23 protein-coding genes and 1 pseudogene are annotated in these 22,979 nt (G+C 67.7%); 16 read left to right on the forward strand and 8 right to left on the reverse strand.

The features are described from left to right. The first annotated feature begins 59 nt into the window (after nt 1-59). The 13 genes from BLS11_RS14360 (at nt 60) to BLS11_RS14420 (ending at nt 13,043) form a co-directional block, all read left to right on the forward strand. The gene (locus BLS11_RS14360) at nt 60-545 is read left to right on the forward strand and encodes a cation:proton antiporter regulatory subunit (protein WP_092538433.1); all 486 of its coding nucleotides are present in this window, start codon (nt 60-62) and stop codon (nt 543-545) included. A 3-nt stretch (nt 546-548) separates the two neighbouring features. Further along, nucleotides 549-1,736 (forward strand): cation:proton antiporter, encoded by a 1,188-nt coding sequence (locus tag BLS11_RS14365; protein ID WP_092538434.1) that lies wholly within the window; start codon nt 549-551, stop codon nt 1,734-1,736. A 45-nt stretch (nt 1,737-1,781) separates the two neighbouring features. Next, nucleotides 1,782-2,243 carry a DUF2243 domain-containing protein gene (locus BLS11_RS14370; RefSeq protein ID WP_092538435.1) on the forward strand — a complete coding sequence of 154 codons (462 nt, stop codon included), beginning with the start codon at nt 1,782-1,784 and terminating at the stop codon, nt 2,241-2,243. Between the two features lie 376 nt (nt 2,244-2,619). Then, nucleotides 2,620-3,846, forward strand: coding sequence for an argininosuccinate synthase (locus BLS11_RS14375; protein WP_092538436.1), 1,227 nt, complete (start codon nt 2,620-2,622; stop codon nt 3,844-3,846). Nucleotides 3,847-3,850: 4 nt separating this feature from the next. After that, nucleotides 3,851-5,314 carry an argininosuccinate lyase gene (gene argH, locus BLS11_RS14380; protein WP_092538437.1) on the forward strand — a complete coding sequence of 488 codons (1,464 nt, stop codon included), beginning with the start codon at nt 3,851-3,853 and terminating at the stop codon, nt 5,312-5,314. Between the two features lie 241 nt (nt 5,315-5,555). Further along, entirely contained in the window at nt 5,556-5,735 is a 180-nt protein-coding gene (lysW, locus tag BLS11_RS14385; protein ID WP_092538438.1) for a lysine biosynthesis protein LysW, read from the forward strand. Between the two features lies 1 nt (nt 5,736). Beyond that, nucleotides 5,737-6,606, forward strand: coding sequence for a lysine biosynthesis protein LysX (gene lysX, locus BLS11_RS14390; RefSeq protein ID WP_092538439.1), 870 nt, complete (start codon nt 5,737-5,739; stop codon nt 6,604-6,606). Next, nucleotides 6,603-7,652 (forward strand): N-acetyl-gamma-glutamyl-phosphate reductase, encoded by a 1,050-nt coding sequence (gene argC / locus BLS11_RS14395; RefSeq protein WP_092538440.1) that lies wholly within the window; start codon nt 6,603-6,605, stop codon nt 7,650-7,652. Before lysX ends, argC begins: the two co-directional genes overlap by 4 nt. An 86-nt stretch (nt 7,653-7,738) precedes the next feature. Further along, nucleotides 7,739-8,644, forward strand: coding sequence for an acetylglutamate/acetylaminoadipate kinase (locus tag BLS11_RS14400; protein ID WP_092538623.1), 906 nt, complete (start codon nt 7,739-7,741; stop codon nt 8,642-8,644). After that, the gene (locus tag BLS11_RS14405; RefSeq protein WP_092538441.1) at nt 8,641-9,777 is read left to right on the forward strand and encodes an aspartate aminotransferase family protein; all 1,137 of its coding nucleotides are present in this window, start codon (nt 8,641-8,643) and stop codon (nt 9,775-9,777) included. Before BLS11_RS14400 ends, BLS11_RS14405 begins: the two co-directional genes overlap by 4 nt. After that, nucleotides 9,774-10,847, forward strand: coding sequence for a [LysW]-lysine hydrolase (locus tag BLS11_RS14410; protein WP_092538442.1), 1,074 nt, complete (start codon nt 9,774-9,776; stop codon nt 10,845-10,847). Before BLS11_RS14405 ends, BLS11_RS14410 begins: the two co-directional genes overlap by 4 nt. Nucleotides 10,848-10,862: 15 nt before the next feature. Next, nucleotides 10,863-11,759, forward strand: a complete 897-nt coding sequence (argF, locus tag BLS11_RS14415) for an ornithine carbamoyltransferase (protein ID WP_092538443.1) — start codon at nt 10,863-10,865, stop codon at nt 11,757-11,759. 111 nt (nt 11,760-11,870) lie between these two features. Further along, the gene (locus tag BLS11_RS14420) at nt 11,871-13,043 is read left to right on the forward strand and encodes an MFS transporter (RefSeq protein ID WP_092538444.1); all 1,173 of its coding nucleotides are present in this window, start codon (nt 11,871-11,873) and stop codon (nt 13,041-13,043) included. Nucleotides 13,044-13,052: 9 nt separating this feature from the next. Here the strand turns inward: BLS11_RS14420 and BLS11_RS14425 are convergent, their stop codons facing one another. The 4 genes and pseudogenes from BLS11_RS14425 to BLS11_RS14440 form a co-directional block, all read right to left on the reverse strand. Then, a complete protein-coding gene (locus BLS11_RS14425) occupies nt 13,053-13,427 on the reverse strand; it encodes a hypothetical protein (RefSeq protein WP_217629021.1) in 375 nt (124 codons plus the stop codon). Nucleotides 13,428-13,484: 57 nt separating this feature from the next. Further along, nucleotides 13,485-14,228 carry a DUF7537 family lipoprotein gene (locus tag BLS11_RS14430; RefSeq protein WP_139172803.1) on the reverse strand — a complete coding sequence of 248 codons (744 nt, stop codon included), beginning with the start codon at nt 14,226-14,228 and terminating at the stop codon, nt 13,485-13,487. A 56-nt stretch (nt 14,229-14,284) separates the two neighbouring features. Then, nucleotides 14,285-14,623: pseudogene (locus BLS11_RS14435) on the reverse strand (DUF6789 family protein); the annotation flags it as partial. Nucleotides 14,624-14,649: 26 nt separating this feature from the next. Then, complete coding sequence (locus BLS11_RS14440) at nt 14,650-15,489, reverse strand: mechanosensitive ion channel family protein (RefSeq protein WP_394327399.1); 840 nt, start codon at nt 15,487-15,489, stop codon at nt 14,650-14,652. A gap of 156 nt (nt 15,490-15,645) precedes the next feature. Between BLS11_RS14440 and BLS11_RS14445 the strand changes: the two genes are divergently transcribed. Next, the gene (locus BLS11_RS14445; RefSeq protein WP_092538625.1) at nt 15,646-17,802 is read left to right on the forward strand and encodes an ATP-dependent DNA helicase; all 2,157 of its coding nucleotides are present in this window, start codon (nt 15,646-15,648) and stop codon (nt 17,800-17,802) included. Nucleotides 17,803-17,877: 75 nt separating this feature from the next. Further along, nucleotides 17,878-19,245 carry a cytochrome P450 gene (locus BLS11_RS14450; RefSeq protein WP_092538446.1) on the forward strand — a complete coding sequence of 456 codons (1,368 nt, stop codon included), beginning with the start codon at nt 17,878-17,880 and terminating at the stop codon, nt 19,243-19,245. Here the strand turns inward: BLS11_RS14450 and BLS11_RS14455 are convergent. Further along, nucleotides 19,242-19,742 carry a 2'-5' RNA ligase family protein gene (locus BLS11_RS14455; protein WP_092538447.1) on the reverse strand — a complete coding sequence of 167 codons (501 nt, stop codon included), beginning with the start codon at nt 19,740-19,742 and terminating at the stop codon, nt 19,242-19,244. The two genes, BLS11_RS14450 and BLS11_RS14455, sit on opposite strands and share 4 nt — an antisense overlap. Before the next feature lie 43 nt (nt 19,743-19,785). Beyond that, on the reverse strand, nt 19,786-20,640 hold the full coding sequence (locus BLS11_RS14460; protein ID WP_092538448.1) for a hypothetical protein: 855 nt from the start codon (nt 20,638-20,640) through the stop codon (nt 19,786-19,788). A gap of 122 nt (nt 20,641-20,762) precedes the next feature. Here BLS11_RS14460 and BLS11_RS14465 point away from each other — a divergent pair, with 122 nt between their 5' ends. Then, nucleotides 20,763-21,905, forward strand: coding sequence for an SPFH domain-containing protein (locus tag BLS11_RS14465; RefSeq protein ID WP_092538449.1), 1,143 nt, complete (start codon nt 20,763-20,765; stop codon nt 21,903-21,905). A gap of 1 nt (nt 21,906) precedes the next feature. Here BLS11_RS14465 and BLS11_RS14470 read toward each other — a convergent pair whose 3' ends face one another. Further along, complete coding sequence (locus tag BLS11_RS14470; RefSeq protein ID WP_092538450.1) at nt 21,907-22,506, reverse strand: flavodoxin domain-containing protein; 600 nt, start codon at nt 22,504-22,506, stop codon at nt 21,907-21,909. 88 nt (nt 22,507-22,594) lie between these two features. Continuing rightward, the gene (locus tag BLS11_RS14475) at nt 22,595-22,978 is read right to left on the reverse strand and encodes an NUDIX hydrolase (protein WP_092538451.1); all 384 of its coding nucleotides are present in this window, start codon (nt 22,976-22,978) and stop codon (nt 22,595-22,597) included. Nucleotide 22,979 lies beyond the last annotated feature (1 nt).

Here is a 22,979-nt window from a genome sequence, read left to right on the forward strand (position 1 = left end):
GCGTCGCCATCGGCGGACGGCCACGGGGTGTTTTTACCGGCCGCGACGTACGTCACGGCATGACAGTCTACGAGAGCGACCTGCCCGGCGTCGGCAAGAAACACGAGGTGGAGTTAGACGGCGGGGAGCGACTCGTCATCGTCACGCACAACACCGGACGGCGCGAGGTGTTCCTGCGACCGGACCCCGACAGCGACTCCGAGAAACTGTTCGAGTTGTCCGACCAGTTGGCGCGGCAGGTGGGCACGTTGCTGGAGGGGGCGTACTTCCAACCCGTCCGGACGGAGGAGATAGAGACGAGGCTCGGCTATGACACCGTGTTGAACTGGGTCGAAGTGGGCGAAGACTCCCCCATCGCGGGGAAGACGCTGGCCGAGTCGGACTTCCGTAACGAGACGGGTGCGTCCGTCATCGCCGTCGAACGCGGCGAGGAGGTGTTCGCCTCGCCCGGCGGGGACACCCGAATCGAGGCGGGCGACACGCTGGTCGTCATCGGCGGGAAAGACGCCTGCGAGGAGTTCGAGGCGTACGTCGAGGACGCGTAATCGATGGCGGCGTCGCTGTTGTCGCTGGGCGAGTTGTTCGTCGTCGTCGCCGTCGCGGGCGCCGTCGCACTCCGCTTCGGCCTGTCGGTCATCCCCCTCTACGTCGTCGGCGGCGTCCTCGCCGGACCGTACGTCGCCGGGCGCGTGGGCCTCCCGTACGTCGAGGGCGGCGAGGTGGTGACGCTGTTCGCGGAGATGGGTATCGTCCTCCTGCTTTTCTTCCTCGGCTTGGAGTTCAGTCTGGACCGACTGCTCCAGTCGAAGCAGAACATCACGCGCGCGGGCGCGATAGACATCGCGGTGAACCTCCCCGTCGGGGTGGCCATCGGCATCCTTCTGGGGTGGTCGGTGGTGGAGTCGCTACTCCTCGGCGGCATCGTCTACGTCTCCTCGTCGGCCATCATCACGAAGACGGTGATAGATCTCGGGTGGATAGCCAACCCCGAGTCGGAGCCGATCCTGGGCACCCTCGTCTTCGAGGACCTCGTGATGGCCGCCTACCTCGCGCTCGTCACCTCGCTGGTCGCCGGCGGCGAGGGGCTGGAATCCGTCGCCGAGGGTATCGCGATAGCGTTCGGCTTCCTCGGCGCGTTGCTCGTCGTCGTGCAGTACGGAACGGCCTTGTTCTCGCGCGTCCTCGACGTTTCTGACCCCGAACCGTTCGTCCTCCGGACGCTCGGCGTCGTCGTGCCCGTCGCGGGCGTCGCCCTCTCTCTGGGCGTCAGCGAGGCCGTCGCGGCGTTCTTCGTCGGGATGGGTTTCTCGACCAGCGGTCACCGCGAGCGAATCGAACGCACGTTGACCCCCGTCAGGGACGTGTTCGCCGCCGTCTTCTTCTTCTGGATCGGCGTCGGCACCGATCCGCGACTGCTCGTCACCGTCGTCGTTCCCGTGGCCGTCGCCGTCGTCGCGACGACGCCGACGAAAGTGCTGACGGGCTACCTCGGCGGGCGGGTGTACGACCTCACGGCGCGGCGGTCGCTCCGCGTCGGCCTCGGGATGGTCCCGCGCGGGGAGTTCTCCCTCGTCATCGCGGCGTTGGCGGCGGGCGGGTCAACGCGGGTGATGCGGGAGGTCATCCCCGCCTTCGCCGTCGGCTACGTCCTCGTGATGAGCGCCCTCGGGACCGTGCTGATGGAGCGTTCCGACGCCGTGGAGCGACTGTTGCGCCGCGGCGACGCGCAGCCGTGAGCGTTCAAGCCGCAGACATTTCACGGAGAGCGCCGAACGGAACGTGTGCGCACTCACGCCCGCCGCGAGCGACCCCTGTTACTCGGAGGCGGAGCGCTCGGGTTCGGACTCGGGGCGTTGTTCGACGTCCTCCTCTTTCACCTCGTCCTGCAGTGGCACCACCTGCTGTCGGCGCTGTACGCGCCGACGACGCTCTCGGGGTTGCGGACGAACGTCTACTTCGACGGCCTGTTCTCGCTGGGCGCACTCGGAGTGATGACCGTCGGCGCGGCGGCGGTGTGGCGCGCCGTCAACCGCGCCGAACGGCCGCACTCGGGGACGCGACTCGTCGGGAGCGTCCTCGTCGGCGCGGGCCTGTTCAACGTCTTCGACGGCGTCATCGACCACTACGTGCTCCACATCCACGACGTGGTTCACGGGAGCGAGGCGCTGAACCCCCACTGGGTCGGCGCGAGTCTCCTCCTCGTGGGCGTCGGAATCTTGGTCCTCACCGAGTCCGCGGACTGAGGCGCCTCGCGCGCGGAGAGAACGCGCCGGAGAGCGCGGTTCGGCAAGGTTTGCATCCCCGAAAGCGTTTAATAGCCCACGGTCTGTTCGAACCACCGATGACGAGGCTCGCGGACGCCGGACGGTTCGGCGGTTCCGGAGCCACGCGTCTCGGCGGCACGACCGCCGAGGCGTCCGTTCTTCTTACTCCGTCGCAGACTGCGACGGTCCCGCGACGACGACGACCGGCCCGTTAGGGCCAACTATACTACACATTCCGACGGTTTCGACGAAACGAACTCAACAGCCACTAGCGACCCTATAGGCATTTCTGTGCTATTATTTCGCTACACAGAACCGTGTAATTTATACGGGAGAGGACACGATTCGGAGGTACATGACAAGCGTGGCACTCGCGTTCTCCGGCGGACTCGACACGACAGTATGCGTCTCGCTCCTGAAAGAGGAGTACGGCTACGACGAGGTAGTCGGCGTGACCGTCGACGTCGGACAGCCGGAATCGGAGTTCGAGGAGGCGAAGGAGACGGCGGACGCGCACGGACTCGACCTGCACGTCGTCGACGCGAAAGACGAGTTCGCGGACCTGTGTTTCGACTCGGTTCGCGCGAACGCGACGTACCAGGGTTACCCCCTCGGGACGGCGCTGGCGCGCCCGGTCATCGCCAACGCCATCCTCGACGTCGCACAGGAGGAGGGCTGCGACGCCCTCGCGCACGGGTGTACCGGGAAGGGCAACGACCAACTCCGCTTCGAGACGGTGTGGCGCGCCTCCGACCTCGACGTGGTCGCGCCCGTCCGCGAGATGGGCCTGACCCGCGAGTGGGAGAAGCAGTACGCCGACGAGAAGGGCCTGCCCGTCCAGAGCGGTAACGACGGCGTCTGGTCCATCGACACGAACCTCTGGAGTCGCTCCATCGAGGGCGGGGAACTCGAAGACCCGAGTTACGTCCCGCCGGAGGATATCTACGAGTGGACCGAGACGCCGCAGGGCGAGACGGGCACCGTCGAAATCGCCTTCGAGGACGGCTACCCCGTCGCCGTCGACGGCGAGGAGATGGAGCCCGCTGACCTCATCGAACACCTCAACGAACTCGCCGGGCAGTACGGCGTCGGCCGCACCGACATGATGGAGGACCGCATGCTCGGCCTGAAGGTGCGCGAGAACTACGAGCACCCTGCGGCGACGACGCTTCTCACCGCCCACGAAGCGCTCGAACAACTCGTCCTCACGAAGGAGGAGCGCGACTTCAAGGCGCAGGTGGACCAGCAGTGGTCGAACAAGGGGTATCAGGGCCTCGTGGACGCGCCCCTCGTGAAGGCGCTGGAGGGCTTCATCGCGGAGACGCAGACGAGAGTGACCGGCACGGTCACCATCAAGTTCGACGGCGGGCGCGCCCGCCCCGTCGCCCGCGAGTCCGAGTTCTCGGTGTACTCCGAGGAGGCCGCCTCGTTCAACACGAAGACGGTCGGCGACATCACCCAGGAGGACGCCACCGGCGTCGCGAAGTACCACGGCTTCCAGTCGCGCCTCGCGAACGCCGCCGTCGAGAACGCGACGAAGGACAAGCCCGAACTGTCCGCCGACGGCGGCGACGAGGAATAGACGGATGAGCGACGAGGAGTCGAGCGGCGTCGTCCGCCGCGACCGGTTCAGCGGCGGTCCCGCCCGCGAGTTCATGTCGAGTCTCGCGGCCGACGAGCGCATCTTCGCGGCCGACGTGGCCGTCGACCGCGCGCACGTGGTGATGCTCGAAGAGCAGGGTATCGTCGAGTCCGAGGTGGCCGCCGACGTCCTCGCCGCCCTCGAAGACGTCGAGGCGGCGGGCCACGGCGCGCTTCCCGACGGCGAAGACGTCCACGAAGCCATCGAGACGGCCGTCATCGAGCGCGTCGGCCCCGACGGCGGGAAGATGCACACCGCCCGCAGTCGCAACGACGAGGTGGCCACCTGCATCCGCTACCGCTTACGCCGTGACCTCCTCGACGCCGTCGAATCGACGCTAGCGCTCCGCGAGTCGTTGAGAGAGACTGCCGAGGAGCACCTCGAAACGGTGATGCCCGGCTACACGCACCTGCAACCCGCCCAACCGACCACCGTCGCGCACTTCCTCCTGTCGTACGAGGCCGCGTTCGCCCGCGACACCGCCCGCCTGTTGGACGCCTACGACCGGACGAACGTCTCGCCCCTCGGCGCGGCGGCGTTCGCCGGCACGCCGTTCGACGTGGACCGCGAGAGGACGGCGGAACTGCTCGGCTTCGACGGCGTCCTCGGGAACTCGATGGACGCCTCCTCGGCGCGGGACTTCCTCGCGGAGTCCGTCTCGGCGCTTTCGACGCACGCGGTGACGCTCTCCGGCCTCGCGGAGGACCTCGTCGTCTTCGCCAACAAGGGCCACGTCGAACTCTCGGACGACTACTCCTCTACGTCCTCCATCATGCCGCAGAAGGTCAACCCCGACACGCTCGAACTCGTCCGCGCCACCGCGGGCGACGCCGCGTCGGGACTGAACGGCCTGCTGACGACGCTGAAGGGACTTCCCCGCGCGTACAACCGCGACCTGCAACGCGCGACGCCGCACGCGTGGCGCGCGGTGGACGACGTGTCGGCCGCGACGGAAGTCGCCGCGGGGGCCGTCGCCACCGCCGAGTGGCCCGAAGAGACCCTCGCGGACGCCGCCGCGGACGGCTTCTCGACGGCGACGGGCGTCGCGGACGCCCTCGCGATGGCCGGACTGCCGTTCCGCACCGCCCACGAGGTGGTCGCGGAGGCGGCGAACCGCGCCGACGGCGAGACGCCGGACCTCGCAACACTTGACGCGGTCGCAGAGGACGTTTTAGGTGACACCCTGTTCGAATACGTGAGTCGTGAGCACGTCGAACGGACGCTCGACCCCGCCTACAGCGTCGCCAGTCGCGACTCCGCGGGCGGTCCCGCCCCGGAGGCCGTGGCGACGCAACTCGACGAGGCGGCGGCGCGTTTCGACGCTCACGAGGAGGGCCGCGCCGAACGCGCCGAGGCCCTCGAATCGGCAGACGGCCGACTCGCGGCGGAGGTGAACGCCCGTGTCTGACTCGACGCTCCCCTACCACCGGACTCCCACCGCACGGACCGACGAAGAGCCACTTCGACGAGTGCCGCGACCGCCACGACCGCCGTCCCCTCTCGGGGACGAATAACATATGGAATCTGATGCACTTTCCACACGGCCGGTCTGTTCGCCTCTTTGAAGCCGCGAGAGGCTTCTCCGTTCTTTTAATTTCGTTGATAAGTTCGATGGGTTTAAGTCTCTGGCTCGCTGAGCCGAAGATACGATGGCAGAAACCATTACCGCCGAAGATCCGCTGAGTGGAGAGGAAATCGAGCTCCCCGCCGACGTCGAAGTCGGCGAAATCGTGGACAGCCCCGCCACGGGCGCGGAGTTGGAAGTCGTCTCTCTGGACCCCGTGACACTGGAAGAAGCGCCCGAACTCGAAGAGGACTGGGGCGAGTGAGATGAAGGTTGGGCTGCTCTACTCCCGGATTCGGAGAGACGAGAAGCTGCTCCTCTCGGAACTCCGCGAGCGCGGGCACGAGGTGGCGAAGATAGACGTCCGGAAAGAGCAGTTCAACATCAGCGAACCGCCGGCGGCGTTCGACGACGTGGACATCGTCGTGGACCGCTGTCTGGCGACCAGCCGGAGTCTGTACATCACGCAGTTCCTCGACGCCTACGACGTGCCCGTCGTCAACAGTTCCGAGACGGCCGACGTCTGCGCCGACAAGGTGAAAAACAGCCTCGCGCTGGAACGGGCGGGCGTCCCCACGCCGAACACGGAGGTTGCGTTCACCGTCGATTCGGCGATGGAGACCATCGAGAAGTTCGGCTACCCCTGCGTGTTGAAGCCCGTCGTCGGGTCGTGGGGACGGCTGATGGCGAAGGTGGACTCCGAATCGGCCGCCGAGGCCATCCTCGAACACAAGGCCACCCTCGGGCACTACCAGCACAAGGTGTTCTACGTGCAGGAGTTCGTCGAGAAGCCCGGCCGCGACATCCGCGTGCTGGCCGTCGACGGCGAACCCGTCGCCGCGATGACTCGCTCCTCGGACCACTGGCTGACGAACGCCGCGAAGGGCGGCGAAGTCGAGGCCTTCGAGTTGGACGACAGAGCGCTCGAACTCGTCGAACAGGCGAGCGACGCCGTCGGCGGCGGACTGCTCGGCGTGGACCTGATGGAGACGGGAGATGACTACACCGTCCACGAAGTCAACCACACCGTCGAGTTCAAGGCGCTGAACGAGGCCGTCGACGTGGACGTGCCCGCGGAAGTCGTCGATTGGCTGGAAGCGAAGGCCGACGAACACGTCGCGGAGGCCACCGCATGACGGCAGGCGAGACGTACACCGCCGCCGTCGTCGGCGGAAGCGGCTTCACCGGCGGGGAACTGCTCCGCCTGCTCTACCAGCATCCGAACTTCGACGTGGTACAGGCGACGAGTCGCTCCAAGGAGCGGAAGACCGTCGGCCACGTCCACCCGAACCTGCGGGAGATGGACCTCCGCTTCACCTCGCCGGAGGACCTCGAATCCGTGGACGTGCTGTTCGCGGCGACGCCCCACGGCGTCTCCATGCAGCAGATAGACGAGTTTCAGGACGCCGCCGGTACCGTCGTCGACCTCTCTGCGGACTTCCGCCTGAACTCCGAGGAGCAGTACGACGAGTGGTACGACGGGCACGACTGCCCCGAGTACTTAGAGAAGTCGGAGTACGCCCTGCCGGAGATAAACCGCGAGAGCCTGCCCGGCGCGGACCTCATCGCCTCCGGCGGGTGCAACGCGACGGCGACCATCCTCGGCCTCAAGCCCCTCTTGGACGCCGGCCACCTCTCGGGCGACGAGCAGATAGTCGTCGACGTGAAGGTCGGATCCTCGGAGGGCGGCGCGGGCGGCGGCGACGCCTCCAGCCACCCCGAACGGTCGGGCATCGTCCGCCCCTATGCGCCGACCGGCCACCGCCACGAGGCCGAAATCGAGGAGTTCCTCGGCGTCTCGGTGTCGTTCACTGTCCACGCCGTCGACATGGTTCGCGGCGCCAGCGCCACCTGCCACGTCTTCCCCGACGCGCCCGTCTCGAAGGGCGACCTCTGGAAGGCGTACCGCGGGTCGTACGCCGACGAACCGTTCATGCGCACCGTCGCCGGGGGCGGCGGCGTCTACCGCTACCCCGAACCGAAGGCCGTCGCCGGGACGAACTACGGCGAAGTCGGCTTCGAGTTGGACCCCGGCAACCGCCGCGTCGTGGTCTTCTCGGCCATCGACAACATGATGAAAGGCTCCGCGGGGCAGGCCGTCCACGGCGCGAACGTCGCCCTCGGATTGGAGGAGACGGCCGGACTGGAGTTCACCGGTCTCCACCCCGTCGGAGCGCCCTAGACTGACCGACCACAAACACGATGCACACCACAGACACCACCGACGCACGCGAAGCGCGCGAGTCGAACGACTCGGAGACACACGAGATGCTCGCAGACGGAGGCGAGACCGACCTCCGAGACGAGAGTCCGGACCCGCCGAGCGACGACCCGCCGGTCGTCGTGAAGATAGGCGGCGCGCGCGCCGTGGACCCGGCCGGTGCGGTGCAGGACGTGGCGCACCTCGTCGCCAACGGCCGCGAGGTGGTCGTCGTCCACGGCGGTTCGACCGCCGTAGACGAGACGCTCGAAGAACTCGGCGAGGAACCCACCTACGTCGAGACGCCGGGCGGCGTGGTCGGTCGTTTCACCGACGAGCGCACGATGGAGGTGTTCAACATGGTGATGCCCGGGAAACTCAACACGGACATCGTCGCCACCCTGCGGGAGGCGGGCGTGGACGCCCTCGGTCTCTCGGGCGTCGACGGCGGCCTCCTCACGGGGCCCCGCAAGTCCGCCGTCCGCGTTATCGAGGACGGCAAGAAGAAGATAAAGCGCGGCGACCACTCGGGGAAGATTACCGACGTGAACGACTCGCTCCTGACGACGCTCTTGGGCGACGGCTACGTCCCCGTCGTCACCGTCCCGATGCTGGCCGACGACGGCGTTCCCGTCAACGCCGACGCAGACAGGGCGGCGGCGGCAGTCGCCGGCGCACTCGGCGCGCAACTGGTCGTCCTCACGGACGTTGCGGGCGTCTACGAGGACCCCGACGACGACGCGACGCTCATCGAGTCGGTCAGGACCGCCGCCGAGTTCGACGCCCTCGAAGAGGCCGCGGAGGGCTTCATGACGAAGAAGGTCATGGCGGCGAAGGAGGCGCTCTCCGGCGGCGCGACGGAGGTCATCGTCGCCGACGCGAACAACCGCGACCCCATCGTGGAGGCGCTTTCGGGCGGCGGGACGCACGTGTACGATACGGCTCTCGACGAGGAGGAGGTGACCGCCGAATGAGCGGCTTCGTCTTCTCGGAGAAGCCCATCGAAATCGAGTCCGGCGAGGGCGCGCACCTGTACAGCCCCGACGGCGCCGAGTACCTCGACTTCGGCGCGTCGTACGCCGTCGCCGCCCTCGGCCACTCCCACCCCGCCGTCACCGAGGCGATACGGGAGCAGGCGGCCAAACTGACGTACGTGCAGGCGTCGTACCCCGTCGCCGCCCGCACCGAACTGTACGAGAAACTCGCGACGCTCGCGCCCGGCGATCTCTCGAACGTCTGGCTCTGTAACTCCGGCACCGAGGCCAACGAGGCGGCGATGAAGTTCGCCCGGTCGGCGACCGGACGCTCGAAGGTGATCGCCACGAAGCGCGCGTTCCACGGCCGCACGATGGGTTCCTTGGCGATGACGTGGAAAGACGAGTACAAGCGGCCGTACGAACCGCTGGCGGGCGACGTGGAGTTCGTCACCTACGGCGACGCCGAGGAACTGCGCGAGGCCGTAGACGAGGAGACGGCCGCCGTCTTCCTCGAACCCGTGCAGGGCGAGGGGGGCATCCACCCCGCGACGGCGGAGTACCTCGAAGTCGCCCGCGAGGCGACCGAAGACGTCGGCGCGGCCCTCGTCTTCGACGAGATTCAGACGGGCGTCGGCCGTACCGGCACGCTCTGGGCGTGCGAACAGGTCGGCGTCGTCCCCGACGCGATAACGTCCGCGAAGGGCATCGCCAACGGCCTCCCCCTCGGAGCGACGATGGTCGCTGATTGGATAGCCGAAAACCCCGGCAACCACGGGTCCACCTTTAGCGGCGGCCCCGTCGTCTGCGCCGCGGCGAACGCGACGCTCGACACCATCGTCGAGGAGGACCTGCCCGGCCACGCCGCCGAGGTGGGCGAGTACCTCCGCTCCGAGATAGAACGCGTCGCCGAGGAGGAGGACCTACCGGTGCGGGAGGTTCGCGGCAACGGCCTGATGATAGGGATACAGGTCAAGCGCGGCGCGAACCGCGTGCTGAAGAACCTCGCGCTGAAGGAGCAGATTCTCGCGCTCCCCGCCGGTCGGACCGTCGTGCGCCTCCTCCCGCCGTTGACGATAGAGGAGTCCCACGCCGACCGGTTCGTCGAGTCGTTCGCGGAGGTGCTGAGATGAGCATCGAACTCGACCACGACGCCTTCGAAGTGCAGGAGGGACTGACCGAGGGCCTGACCGAGGCGCAGACGCTGCTTGCTGACCTCGTCTCCATCCCCTCGCAGTCGGGCGACGAGGCGGCCGCGGCGGAGCGTCTCAAGGAGTACTTCGAGGAACACGACCGCGAGGTGTGGATAGACGAGGTGGGCAACGTGCGCGCGCCCGCCGACGACTCGGTGCTTCTGACCTCTCACATCGACACCGTGCCGGGCGACGTGCCCGTGAAAGTCGAAGACGGCGTGCTGTGGGGCCGCGGAAGCGTGGACGCCACCGGACCGCTGGCGGCGATGGCCGTCGCCGCCGTCCAAACCGGCGTCTCGTTCGTCGGCGTCGTCGGCGAGGAGACGAACTCCCGCGGCGCGTGGCACCTCGTCGAGGACCGCGAGGAGCCCGGCGCCGTCGTCAACGGCGAACCCTCCGGGTGGGACGGAATCACCCTCGGCTACCGGGGGTTCCTCTCGGGAACGTACGTCGCCACGAGCGAACTCGGCCACTCCTCCCGGCCGGAGAACAACGCCATCCAGTCGGCCGTCAACTGGTGGTCCCGCGTCGCGGAGTTCTTCGACGCGGACGAGTCCGACGGCGTCTTCGACACCGTGACGACGAAGCCCGTCAAATTCGACGGCGGCCCCACGGAGGACGGACTGGCGGTGGAGGCGACGGTGGACGTGCAGTTCCGCGTCCCCCCGCGTCTCACCATCGACGACGTGCGCGAAGTCGCCGAGGGCGAACTCACGCGCGGGAGCGTCCACTGGGAGAAGCCCATCCCGCCCGTGATGACGAGTCCCCGAACCGAGGTGGCGCGGGCGTTCCGCGTCGCCATCCGGCAGGCGGAGGGCGAACCCCGCTTGCTTCGGAAGACCGGAACCAGCGACATGAACATCTTCGCCGGGGAGTGGGACTGCCCCATGGCGACGTACGGCCCCGGCGACTCGGACCTCGATCACTCGCCGAACGAACACTTGGACCTCGCGGAGTACGACAGTTCCATCGAGGTACTGACGGACGTCTGCGAGACGCTCACAGACTAACTGGAGACTATCCGGATGCTCGAAACCGACCACTTCCTCGACATCGACGACGTGACGACGGACGAACTGGAGACGATACTCGACCGCGCCGCGGCGATAAAGAGCGGCGCGGACGACGCTCGACTCCCCGAGCGAACGCTCGGGATGCTGTTCGAGAAGCCGAGCACCCGGACGCGAATCTCCTTCGAGACGGGCATGACCCAACTCGGCGGCCACGCCGTCTTCCTCGGCCCCGACGACATCCAACTGGGTCACGGCGAACCCTTATCCGACACTTCGCGCGTGCTCTCGCGGTACGTGGACGCGGTGATGGCGCGCCTGTTCTCCCACGAGGACCTCGTGGAGATAGCCGAGTACGCCGACGTGCCGGTCGTCAACGGCCTGACCGACGACGCCCACCCCTGCCAGACGCTCGCGGACCTTCTGACCATCAGGGAACAGTTCGGCGGGTTCGACGGCGTGCAGGCGGCGTGGGTCGGCGACGGTAACAACGTCGGCCAGTCGTTCGTCGTCGGCGCGGCGATGGCCGGACTCGACCTGACGGTGGCGACGCCGCCCGACTACGGCATGTCCGAGAAGTGCGTCGAACAGGCCGCCGAGTTGGGTCACGAACCGACCATCGTGGACACGCCGGAGGAGGCCGTCGAAGGCGCCGACGTGGTGTACACCGACGTGTGGATTTCGATGGGACAGGAGTCCGAACGCGACGAGAAACTGCAGGCGTTCGAGGGGTATCAGGTGAACGAGGACCTCCTCTCCGGCACGGACGCGAAGGTGATGCACTGCCTGCCCGCCCACCGCGGCGAGGAGATAACAGACGACGTTCTCGAATCGGACCGCGCCCTCGTGTGGGACCAAGCGGAGAACCGCCTGCACGCCCAGAAGGGGCTGTTGGTGGAGTTGCTCGAGTAGCGGACCGGGTGTATCGGAACCGGAGTAACCGGCCCCTTTCGTGGTTTCTTACCCGGCGGCGGCCCTCGCGGAGCGTAGAGACCGACCGCCGGTCACTCGGAGTTTCGTCGGATGAGATGGAGATACCGAGAGACGGTTCTGACGCTCTGTACCGTCGCGTTCTTCGTGACGATGGTCGGACGACTGGCGATAAGCCCGCTCATCCCGGACATCGCCGCCGAGTTGGACATCTCGAACTCCCTCATCGGCGGGGCGTTGACGGCGATGTGGGTCGCGTACGCCGCCGTCCAGTTTCCGAGCGGCGTCCTCGCGGACCGGTTCGGCGAACGCGTCGTCGTCCTCGTGTCCGTGGCCGGTACCGGCCTCACGACGCTCCTGATAGCCGTCGCGCCGGGATTCGCCGTGTTCCTCCTCGGGACTATCCTGCTGGGGGCCGCGGCGGGCCTGCACTACAGCGTCGCTACCGCGCTCATCACCCGGACGTACGACGACATCGGCAAGGCCATCGGCCTGCACAACTCCGGCGGCCCCCTCGCGGGACTCGTGACGCCCGTCGCCGTCACGTGGGTCGCCGTCTCCCACGGGTGGCGGACGGCCGTCGGACTCGTCGCGGCCCTCGCCGCGCCCGTCGCCGCCCTCTTCTGGTGGCGGATTCGCCCGACCGAACCGCGACGGCCCGAGCAACCGATGCGAGAGCGGTTCGACCTCGGACCGATACTGACGCTTCTCTCCCGGCCGAGTATCGCCTTCACGAGCGTCGTCGCCACCCTCGCGGACTTCACGTGGCAGGCGTTGGCATCCTTCCTCCCGACGTTCTTCGTCCAGCATCACGGCTACTCGCAGACGATGGCGGGGACGCTCTTCGCGGGCTACTTCGTCGCGCAGGGAGTCCTGCAGGTCGGCGTCGGCGAACTCGCCGACCGATTCGGCCGCGACGCGGCGGCGGGGACGTGCATGGTCGCCGGCATCGCCGGCTTCGCCGTCCTCCTAGCCGGGCCCGGCCTGCCGTGGACGTGGGCCGGCATCGGCCTCCTCGGACTCGGGATGGGGTGGGGCGCGGCGGTGTTCCCCCGATTCATGGACAACCTCTCGGCGGCCGAGCAGAGTTCCGGGTTCGGCCTGATTCGGACGACGTACATGGCCGTCGCCGCATCGGGGTCAGTCGTCGTCGGAGTTCTCGCGGACCTCTTCGGGTGGACCGTCTCGTTCGGCTTCCTGATGGCGCTTCTCGCCGTCGCCGGCGGGTTGCTCGCCGGGAACAGGGTTCTCGGACTCGACTACTGAGGCGATTCGCTACTCGTCGGCGTCGTCAGGCGAATCCTGACTGCTTGCCGAACCCTGTTCGGCAACGTCGCGAGACTCGGTCTGGTGGGCCGACGAACGTCGTTCGTCGACACCGTCGCCGCCCGACTCCGCGGCGAGTTGAATCGCGCGGGAGATGACGTACAGGAGGACGACGCCCGCGCCGACGGCGAGGACGAACTGGCCGAGGACGGCGAACGGGGCACCGACCCACGAGGGACCGAAGAGGAACGCGGCGGCGAACGGGAGGAGTGCCACGCCGACGAACACCACTGTCAGTTCGGCGATGGGGCGCGCTTCGTAGTACAGTCGATGCAGGTCGATATCGCCGGTTTCCGGGTCGATGAGCGGATTGGAGGGCGGCATCCGTCAGCCAGTTTCGGCGGCACACATATCAATCGGGCGGAACGTGCCGACTGAGGATTACTCCCCGTCGGCCCACGCGGGCCGTTCGACGCTCACGTTTCCGACCGCTTCGAGCGAGTAGCGGGGTGCGACGCGGAACTCCTCACCCGAGGCGTCGGTGCCCTCGGCCGCGCCGCGGAACTCGTAGACGAGGCCGTCGCTTCCGACGAGAACCTGCGACCGGAACGTCGAGACGTTCCAGTCGCCGAACGCGTCCGCCGAGAGGTCCGACTCGTCGGCTTCGAGGACGACCAGCGTCTCGCCGTCGCGTTCGACGGTGCCGACGGGTTCGTGGTCGGCGGCGCGGAGGAACTGCGCGAGTCTGTCGTCGCGGACGAACGAGTCGGGGACGGCGGCGGCGTCTTTCGACCGAGGGGCCGTCCGCACGTCGGTGTCGTTCCCGCGGTGGGTCCTGACGTGCATCGTCTCGCCGTCGAGGAACACCTCCCTGTCGGGGCCGGACGTGTTCACGTCGTACCGAACGCGAGAGCGGTCGGCGGTGGCCCGCACGGACTCGTCGCCACCGATACTGTTCGTCCGCAGGGCGAACCCCTCGCCGTAGAGTGCGGCGCGGTTCGCGTCGATGAGGGCGTCCGCGTCGACGCCCGACTCGGAGACGCCCGGCGGGAGCTCCTCGGGGAGCGACTCCGACGGCGACACCCACTCGCTCCCGGCGGTGGGCGAGTCCGAGAGTGCGTTACACCCCGAGAGGACGAGGAGGAGGGCGACTGCGACAGTGACGGTGGAGGTTCGGGGACGCACGGAGAGAAGTGACATTTCGGTGCCACAAATAGGTTCGCAGGGGGAGTTCGCTCCGTTCAGCGGAGTGCGTCGCGGAACGTCGGGTACGTCAGTCCCAGCACCGCGCCGTAGACGAGGTGGCCGACGAGACTCGTGACGTTCACGTTCGGAAGCGGCGGGTTCGCCGGCGACCCGACGGCGGAGAGCCAGATAGGCACCACCACGACGGCGAGGACGGCCCAGACGGCCATGCCGTATGCGATGCCGAGTCCGACGCTCTTCCCCGTCGTCAGATCCGTTCGCGTCGCCGCGATAGCGGCGAAGACGACGCCGAGTACCGCGCCGTGGGCCACGTGGATGGTGAATCCGGTCGCGCCGCCGGAGAGGAAGTACATCGAGGGGATGGCCACCTCGATGGCGACGAGTCCATCGAGCGCGACGGTCAGACGACGCTGATAGCCTCGCCGCCGAGGCGTTCCGTCACGGACTGGACGAAGTCGGAGCGCGTCGCCACGAAGTTCGCCCGCGAGGGGTCCGCAATCCAGAAGCGCGCTTCGAGTTCGACCGCCGAGTCGCCGAGTTCGGTGACGAGGACGGTCGGTTCGGGGTCGGTCAGAATCTCGGGGTTCTTCGCCGCCTCTTCGAGGACGACGGCGCGGACGCGAGAGACGTCCTCGTCGTAGCCGACACCGAACGCGACGCGTTGGCGGAGGGTGTCGTAGGCGACGGGGTTCGTCACGGCGTTGCCCGCGAGTTCCGAGTTGGGGACGGTGACGCGTTCGTTGTCGAACGTCCGGATGCGGGAGACGCGCAGGTCGATGTCCTCGACGCGGCCCGCCCGTTCGTTCCACTCCACCCAGTCGCCCACCTCGAACGGTTCGTCCTTCAGGATGAACACGCCCGCGACGAAGTTGCTCAACAGGTCCTGCGCGGCGAACCCGAGGGCCAGAGAGAGCGCACCGGCGACGGTGCCGAACGCGGCGATGACGCTTCCGAACCCGGCGACGGTGAACGCGAGGGCCAAGGCGAGCACGAAGACCAGCGCGTGCGTCACGTCCGTCGAGAGGCTCTGTACCGTCGCGTCGAAGCCGCGCTCTCTCACCAGTCGCCCCACCAAGGGGACGACGACCAGTCGGCCGAGCGTCCACACCAAGAGCAACGCCAGGACGAAGGCGACGACGCGCCCCACGAGCATTCCGTACGACCGGAGCAGTTCCGCGACGGACGACGGAATCGGGCCGCCCTGAGCGACGGGAGAGGACGCGGCGAGGGAGAACGGCATTCGCACGCCGGTACGCCCGTCCGCCTGTTCGGGATTTTGGCTCCGTTCGCGACTGTATCCATCTCCGGACAGTCTCGCTCGGAACCGTATTCCCCCAACCGGGACGTTATAACCGATGACGGGCAAAGGACGGACGTGGCAGAGACGAGCGGGCACATGCGGTTCTTCCCGTACGAACGGCCGTATCCGAATCAGCGCGAGGCGATGTCGGGCATCGCCGAGGCGCTAGACGAGGAGCGAGACGTGCTCATCGAGGGCGCGCCGGGGACGGGGAAGACGCTCTCGGCGTTGGTTCCGGCGTTGGAGTACGCACAGAGCGAGGACAAGACGGTGGTCATCACGACGAACGTCCACCAGCAGATGCGCCAGTTCGTCGAGGACGCGCGGGCCATCACCCGCGAGGAACCCATCCGCGCCGTCGTGTTCAAGGGGAAATCGTCGATGTGTCACATCGACGTGGAGTACCAGGAGTGTCAGACCCTCCGCGACACGACGCGCAGTTTAGTCGAGAAAGAGGAGGACCGCGAGGAACTGTCGGAGCAGGCGAACGCACTCGTCGAACGGATGCGGGAGGGCGAACAGGGCGCGGCGGAGGCCCGAACCGCCGTGACGGACGAACTCGACGAGTTAGACGAGGAACTCGAAGAACTGCGGGAGGGGAACATCTGCGAGTACTACCACAACAACCTCACCGAGAACACCGACGAGTTCTTCCAGTGGCTGTTCGACGACGTGCGGACGCCCGACGACATCTACGAGTACGCCGACCAGCGGAAACTCTGCGGCTACGAGCTTTTGAAAGAGGGGATGGAGGAGGTGGACTTGGTGGTCTGCAACTACCACCACCTGTTGGACCCGAACATCCGCGAGCAGTTCTTCCGCTGGTTGAACCGCGACCCCGAGGACGTCATCACCGTCTTCGACGAGGCGCACAACATCGAGTCGGCCGCCCGCGACCACGCGAGTCGGAGCCTCACCGAGAACACGCTCGAACAGGCGCTGAGCGAACTGGAAGACGCGGACGACTCCCGCACGGAGTCGGCGCGGAACGTCCTCTCGGCCTTCCTCGGTGCGCTCCGGGAAACGTACGACGACGCCCTCGGCTTCGGCGAGAGAGAACAGGTCGGCGACGACTGGCACGACCTCTCCATCGCCAACCGCGACAGGCGCGACGAGTTGACGCTGACGTTCCTCGACCGCTACGAGGGCCGCGGCATCGACACGGAGGTGGACCTCGCCCTCCAGTTGGGCAAGCGCCTCGACAGGGAGTACGAGGAGGCGTACAAGGACGGCGAGACGACGACCAGAAAGGAGTGTCAGACCCTGCAGGCCGCGGAGTTCGTCGCGGCGTGGATGGCCGACGGCGCGAAACTCGGCCAGCACCCGATGTGCTCGGTCCGGCGCGACGGCGGCACCGAGGAGGTGTACGGCCGCGCGGAACTGTACACCTGCATCCCACGCGAGGTGACGGAGACGCTGTTCGAGGAGGTGCACGCGAGCATCCTGATGAGCGCGACGCTCCGCCCGTTCGACGTGGCCGAGGACGTTCTCGGCCTCTCGGACCCGAAGACGATGGCCTACGGGTTGGAGTACCCCGAGGAGAACCGCCGGACGCTGGCCGTCGAGACGCCCGCCCTGTTCAAGAGCGAACGCGAGGAACCGCGGACGCAAGAGAAACTGACGGACGTGCTCGCGGACGCCTCCCGGTTCACGCCGGGGAACACGCTCGTGTTCTTCCCGTCGTACTCCGAGGCCGAACGCTACCACGAACGACTCACGGAGCGGATGGACGTGACCGACCGACTCCTCTTGGACGAGGCGGGCACGCCCACCGAGGAACTGCGGCAGACGTTCGTAGCGCACGACGGTGCCGTCCTCTTGACCTCCCTGTGGGGAACGCTCGCGGAGGGCGTGAGCTTCGACGGCGACGACGCGCGAACCGTCGTCGTCGTGGGCGTCCCCTACCCGCACCTCTCGGAACGGATGGAGGCGATACAGGACGCCTACGACAGGGCGTACGGCGACAGGCGGGAGGCGGGGTGGCGCTACGCCGTCGAGATTCCGACGATTCGGAAGACGCGGCAGGCCCTCGGGCGCGTCATCCGGTCGCCGGAGGACTTCGGCGTGCGCGTCGTCGCGGACAAACGCTACACGCGGGCGAGTTCCGAGATGGGCAAGTACGGCGTCCGTTCGACGTTCCCCCCGGAGGAGCGCGCGGAACTCGTAGACGTCGCGCCGGGGAAACTGAAGTTCGCGATGCTGAACTTCTACGCCGACCACGACGCCTACGACGGCGCGCCGCCGAGCCCCTGACGCCGAGTCGCGGGAGGGTGTGCTAACCGCTACCACTTCGAACGGCTCATACGCGTTCGGCCCAACACGGACACGATGAGCACCCAGCCCCCCGGACCGAAGGGCGTGCCGGTGTTCGGCAGCAGTCGGCACTACGCGAGGGACCCCTTCACCTTCCTGACGAACGTGGCCGAGGCGTACGGCGACGTGATCCACTTCGGACTCGGACCCATCGACACGTACATGCTCACCAACCCCGCCGACGTAGAGCGGGTGTTGGTGACCGAGGACGCGAAGTTCCACAAGCCGGACTTCCAAGACGACGCCATCGGAACGCTCCTCGGAGACGGCCTGCTCCTGAGCGAGGGCGAGACGTGGCGCAAACAGCGCGAACTCGCGAAACCGGCGTTCGACCCGCGGCGCATCGCGTCGCTGTCCGGCGTGATGACCGACCACGCGACGGCGATGGTCGAGGAGTGGGAAGACGGCGACGTACGCGACGTGCAGTTGGAGATGGCGCGCGTCACGGTGAAGATTATCGTCGAGGCGATGTTCGGGGCGAGCATCGACGACGAACGGACGCGGGTGGTCCAAGCGAACCTCGAACCGTTGGGGAGGCGCTTCGAGCCCGACCCGTTCCGCTTTCTCGTCCCCGACTGGGCCCCGACGAAGGAGAACCGCGAGTACAAGCGGTCCGTGCGGGTTCTCGAAGGTATCATCGACGAGATAGTGGCCGAACGGACGGGAACCGAGAGCGACCCCTCGGCGACGGTCACCGACGCGCCGGAGGAGAGAGCGCCGAGGGACCTCCTGTCGGTGCTCCTGCGCGCGAAGAAGCGGGGCGACCAGACCGACGAGCAACTCCGCGACGAGATGATGACGATGCTACTCGCGGGCCACGACACGACGGCATTGACGCTGACGTACGCGTGGTACCTGCTGTCGCAACACCCCGAGGCGGAGGCGAAGGTTCACGAGGAACTCGACGCCGTCTGCGGCGGCGAGACGCCGACGATGGCCGACGTGCGGCGGTTCGACTACATCGAGCGGGTGTTACAGGAGGCGATGCGACTCTACCCGCCGGTGTACGTCATCTTCCGCGAACCGCAGGTGGACGTACGCCTCGGCGGCTATCGCGTGCCCGAAGGCTCCGCGGTGATGCTGCCGCAGTGGGTCGTCCACCGGTCGCCGCGGTGGTACGACTCGCCCGAGGAGTTCGACCCCGACAGGTGGCTCCCCGAACGGCGCGCGAAGCGCCCGCGGTTCTCGTACTTCCCGTTCGGCGGCGGGCCGCGCCACTGCATCGGCAAGCAGTTCTCGATGCTCGAAGCGCAACTGATACTCGGCACCGTCGCTCAGCGGTACGAACTGGAGTACGTCCGCGAGAAACCGTTCGACCTGCGCGGGTCGCTGACGATGCACCCCGACGAACCGATGGGGATGCGACTGCGGGCGCGCGATTAACCCCGAAGCGGCAACCGCGCCGCCGCCTCTCGGTAGCGGGCGTCCCAGACGGCGAGTTCGTTCACCGTCCAGCGCACGTCGTCTATCTCTCTGTCGGCCAACGCCTCGGCGTCGGCTACCCGCCCGCCGCGGGCCAGCGTCACGTGCGGCGTGTACTCGTCGGCCTCCATCCCCTCGACGACGCCGAACTCCCGGCAGAGGTCGTAATGTAAGTCGGAGAGTCCAGAGCTCTCGATTCGGAGGTAGACGACCGGCCCCTCCCCGCGGGTGGGCCGTTCGAAGAAGTCGATGCCGTCCGTCCGCACCTCGAACGGCGGCCGCCCCGAAAGCACCGAACGCAGTCGCTCTCTGACGTGCGGGAGCGAATCCTCGCCCTCCAGTCGCTTGACGACGAGCGTGTGCCGCTCTCGGACCTTCTCGAACGGCGAGAGAAGCGGAAACAGGTCCTCGGCGAGTCGTTCGACGCTCCCCGGGGCGAGGATGTTCAGGCTGAACACGTCTTCGAGTGACCCCGGCGTGTGAAGAACGCGTCGGGACGCGTCAATCGAACAGGTAGCCCCCGGCGGCGACGTGGTGTTCGAAGCTGACGGCGACGGCCGAGGGGTCGGCCTTCGGGGGGAGCGCGGTCGTACAGACGGCGACGACGGAGACGGCGTCGGCCGACCGGCCCTGCCAACTGACGGTGTAGCCGTCTTCCTTTAATCCGGTCACCGGCGGCGAATCCCACGTCTTCGGGGCCTTCGGTCGGACCGTTCCGGTGTCGAGGGGCGCGTCCGCGGAGACGACGACGGACTGACCGCCGGACAGCACCGTGTACCTGCCAGCCTGAGACGGCTTCACGTCGCCGTCGGGGGTGTTGTGGACGAGATTCAGCGACCCGGCGAACCCGAGGTTGACGCCGAGTGCGCGGACGCGAACGCTCGTCTTCGGTTCGTACCCGCCCGGAAGTTCCGGCAGTCGGGCCGTCTCCGTCAGGGGGCGCGCGCCCGCCCACAGAAGCCACGCGTCTATCCTGTCGCCGTCGGGCCTCTCGCCGAGGTGGTAGCGCGCGACGGCGAAGTCGGCGCGAACGAGTCCGTCGCCGTCGTCGGTCCACGACTCGCGTCCGGTCGTGAACTCCTCCGTCCACGCGGTCACGAACGACGAGTCGTCCGGCGGACTCCGGGCCCCGAAGATGCCGTGGTCTCCGTACCGCGCCCGCATCTCGTCGCGGTAGTCGCGGAACGCCGCGGCGTCGAGGCCCGACCCGTCGAACTGGTTCGACCCGCCGCCCTCGGAGGAGATGGCGCGGGGGGCGGCGCACCCGGCGGCGGAGGCGAGTCCGAGTGCGGCGACGGTGCCGCCGAGTCGGCGGAGGAAGTGCCGTCTGTTCGGAGAGGAGGGCTCTCGTGTCATCTGGAGACTGTTCAACTATAGCGGATATAACGTCATCGACGGAGAACGAACGGCGAGTCGAACGTCGATATTTGTGCCGCCCACGGGACACGCTTAATGTTGCTCGACGGTAACGTTTCACTATGGCAAGCGTCTTCCGCACGCTGGGACGGCTATCGGCCCGCGGGCCGCCGGACTGGTTGGTCACCGCACTGACCGCCGTCGTCGCCGTCGCAGTCGCCCTCCTCGTCCTCCCTCCCGACCCGGTGGTAGTGGTCGGCGCAGTGATTCTGGCGCTCGCCGTCACCACCCTCTACAGCGCCGTCGAGTTCGTCCAAGCGTACGAGCGTCGGGCGCTGACCGTCCTCGGTCGGTACCGGAAGCTGCTCGAACCGGGGTTGAACGTCGTCCCGCCGTTCGTCTCGAAGACGTACCGCTTCGACATGCGGACGCAGACGCTCGACGTGCCGCCGCAGGAGGCCATCACGGAGGACAACTCGCCGGTCACCGCCGACGCCGTCGTCTACATCAGGGTGATGGACGCAAAGCGGGCGTTCCTCGAAGTCGACGACTACGAGCGGGCCGTGTCGAACCTCGCACAGACGACGCTCCGGGCCGTCATCGGCGACATGGAACTCGACGAGACGCTGTCGCGCCGCGAGGAGATAAACCGCCGAATCCGCGAGGAACTCGACGAACCCACCGACGAGTGGGGCGTCCGCGTCGAGAGCGTCGAGGTCCGCGAGGTGAAGCCGTCGATGGAAGTCCAAAGCGCGATGGAACAGCAGGCGGGCGCCGAACGCCGCCGCCGCGCGATGATTCTCGAAGCGCAGGGTGAGCGTCGCTCTGCCGTCGAACGCGCAGAGGGTGAGAAGCAGTCGAACATCATCCGCGCGCAGGGCGAAAAGCAGAGCCAGATTCTCGAAGCGCAGGGCGACGCCATCTCGACGGTCCTGCGCGCGCGGTCCGCCGAGTCGATGGGCGAACGCGCCATCGTCGAACGGGGGATGGAGAGTCTCGCTCGCATCGGCGAGTCGCCCTCGACGACGTACGTCCTCCCGCAGGAACTCACCTCGCTTCTCGGGCGCTACGGCCGGCAACTCACCGACAGCGACCTACAGGAGTCGGCGGCGTTGGAGAGCAACGACTTCGACGCCGAGACGCAGGAACTCCTCGGACTGAACGACGTCGAGGAGATTCTGGCCGGGACGAACGGCGACATCGGAAACGGCGAGAACATCGCCGGGCGGTCCGACGCCACGGAGAGCGAGTACGAGGAGCGCTGACTCACCCGCGCGCGTTCGTCCGCGACACCGACGAGACAGCCGCGAGGTCCAACACCTCTTCTGCGAACCGTTCGACGCGGGTCCAGTCGGTGTACTCGTAGTCCCGTCGCGGGTCAGTATCGCCGCCCATCTTCGCGACGATTCTCCGCATGACGAACCGCTTGAGGAAGCCGTACTCGCCGTACTTCAACGCGCCGCCGACCGTCGCCGTCCGGTCGGGCGACCACCGCGCGTTCGCGGTGAACCGTTCGACGTACTCTTCGGCCTTCTCCCGAATCTCCGGGTCGTCGCTGGCCGCCGAGAGACTGACAGAGAAAAAGCCCGAGGGAACCGAACGGAGCGCGTTTCGGTGGTTCTCGGCGAACTCCGAGACGGACCGCTGGTGGGACCCGCCGTGTATCGACCCGCCGACGAAGACGGCGTCGAACGACGCGGGGTCGACGTCCGCGTGCGGGGCGTCGAGGTTCACGAGCGTCGTCTCCGCGCCGCGCCGGTCGGCGACGACGGCGATTCGCTCTGCGACCGCCCGCGTCTGTCCCTCGGTCGTGGCGTAGGCGACGAGTACCGTTCCGGAGTCGGACGGGGGAGCGGAGGCGTCCATACCGGGCGCAACGCGGCGAACCCTCAAGGCTCTACGGCGACGTTCGGGTTCGGGAGAGAGTCAGTCCGCGAGACGGGAACGGCCGCGGTCACTCCGAGAGCGTCCGCCCGACGAGCGAACGTTCGTTCTCGTAGGTGAGACAGTCCGTCGCCGACGACGGCGAGAGCCACGTCCGGTCGTCTATCTCTTCGTCGGGGACGAATCGGTACGCCTCGACCAACGACATCCGCCAGACGAAGACGCCTTTCGGTCCCTGCCGACCGGCGTCGTACTGGTAGCGCCCGGCGAAGGGGCCGCACTCGACGGCGCACCGCGTCTCCTCGCGAACCTCGCGGACGGCCGTCTCGACCAGCGACTCGCCCGGTTCGAGTTTCCCCTTCGGGAGCACCCAGTCGTCGTACCGCGGTCGGTGGACGAGACAGAGGCGGCCGTCGCCCCGGCGGAGCAACCCGCCCGCGGCGAACGTCACCACG

The sequence above is a fragment of the Halopelagius longus genome, from assembly GCF_900100875.1.
In the GTDB taxonomy this organism is placed as follows: domain Archaea; phylum Halobacteriota; class Halobacteria; order Halobacteriales; family Haloferacaceae; genus Halopelagius; species Halopelagius longus.

Bases quoted from the DNA above. Each gene is read 5' to 3' on its own strand.
- BLS11_RS14360 (WP_092538433.1), top strand. From the start codon at position 60: ATGACAGTCTACGAGAGCGACCTGCCCGGCGTCGGCAAGAAACACGAG.
- BLS11_RS14365 (WP_092538434.1), top strand. From the start codon at position 549: ATGGCGGCGTCGCTGTTGTCGCTGGGCGAGTTGTTCGTCGTCGTCGCC.
- BLS11_RS14375 (WP_092538436.1), top strand. From the start codon at position 2,620: ATGACAAGCGTGGCACTCGCGTTCTCCGGCGGACTCGACACGACAGTA.
- argH (WP_092538437.1), top strand. From the start codon at position 3,851: ATGAGCGACGAGGAGTCGAGCGGCGTCGTCCGCCGCGACCGGTTCAGC.
- lysW (WP_092538438.1), top strand. From the start codon at position 5,556: ATGGCAGAAACCATTACCGCCGAAGATCCGCTGAGTGGAGAGGAAATC.
- lysX (WP_092538439.1), top strand. From the start codon at position 5,737: ATGAAGGTTGGGCTGCTCTACTCCCGGATTCGGAGAGACGAGAAGCTG.
- argC (WP_092538440.1), top strand. From the start codon at position 6,603: ATGACGGCAGGCGAGACGTACACCGCCGCCGTCGTCGGCGGAAGCGGC.
- BLS11_RS14400 (WP_092538623.1), top strand. From the start codon at position 7,739: ATGCTCGCAGACGGAGGCGAGACCGACCTCCGAGACGAGAGTCCGGAC.
- BLS11_RS14405 (WP_092538441.1), top strand. From the start codon at position 8,641: ATGAGCGGCTTCGTCTTCTCGGAGAAGCCCATCGAAATCGAGTCCGGC.
- BLS11_RS14410 (WP_092538442.1), top strand. From the start codon at position 9,774: ATGAGCATCGAACTCGACCACGACGCCTTCGAAGTGCAGGAGGGACTG.
- argF (WP_092538443.1), top strand. From the start codon at position 10,863: ATGCTCGAAACCGACCACTTCCTCGACATCGACGACGTGACGACGGAC.
- BLS11_RS14420 (WP_092538444.1), top strand. From the start codon at position 11,871: ATGAGATGGAGATACCGAGAGACGGTTCTGACGCTCTGTACCGTCGCG.
- BLS11_RS14425 (WP_217629021.1), bottom strand. From the start codon at position 13,427: ATGCCGCCCTCCAATCCGCTCATCGACCCGGAAACCGGCGATATCGAC.
- BLS11_RS14440 (WP_394327399.1), bottom strand. From the start codon at position 15,489: ATGCCGTTCTCCCTCGCCGCGTCCTCTCCCGTCGCTCAGGGCGGCCCG.
- BLS11_RS14445 (WP_092538625.1), top strand. From the start codon at position 15,646: ATGCGGTTCTTCCCGTACGAACGGCCGTATCCGAATCAGCGCGAGGCG.
- BLS11_RS14450 (WP_092538446.1), top strand. From the start codon at position 17,878: ATGAGCACCCAGCCCCCCGGACCGAAGGGCGTGCCGGTGTTCGGCAGC.
- BLS11_RS14460 (WP_092538448.1), bottom strand. From the start codon at position 20,640: ATGACACGAGAGCCCTCCTCTCCGAACAGACGGCACTTCCTCCGCCGA.
- BLS11_RS14465 (WP_092538449.1), top strand. From the start codon at position 20,763: ATGGCAAGCGTCTTCCGCACGCTGGGACGGCTATCGGCCCGCGGGCCG.
- BLS11_RS14470 (WP_092538450.1), bottom strand. From the start codon at position 22,506: ATGGACGCCTCCGCTCCCCCGTCCGACTCCGGAACGGTACTCGTCGCC.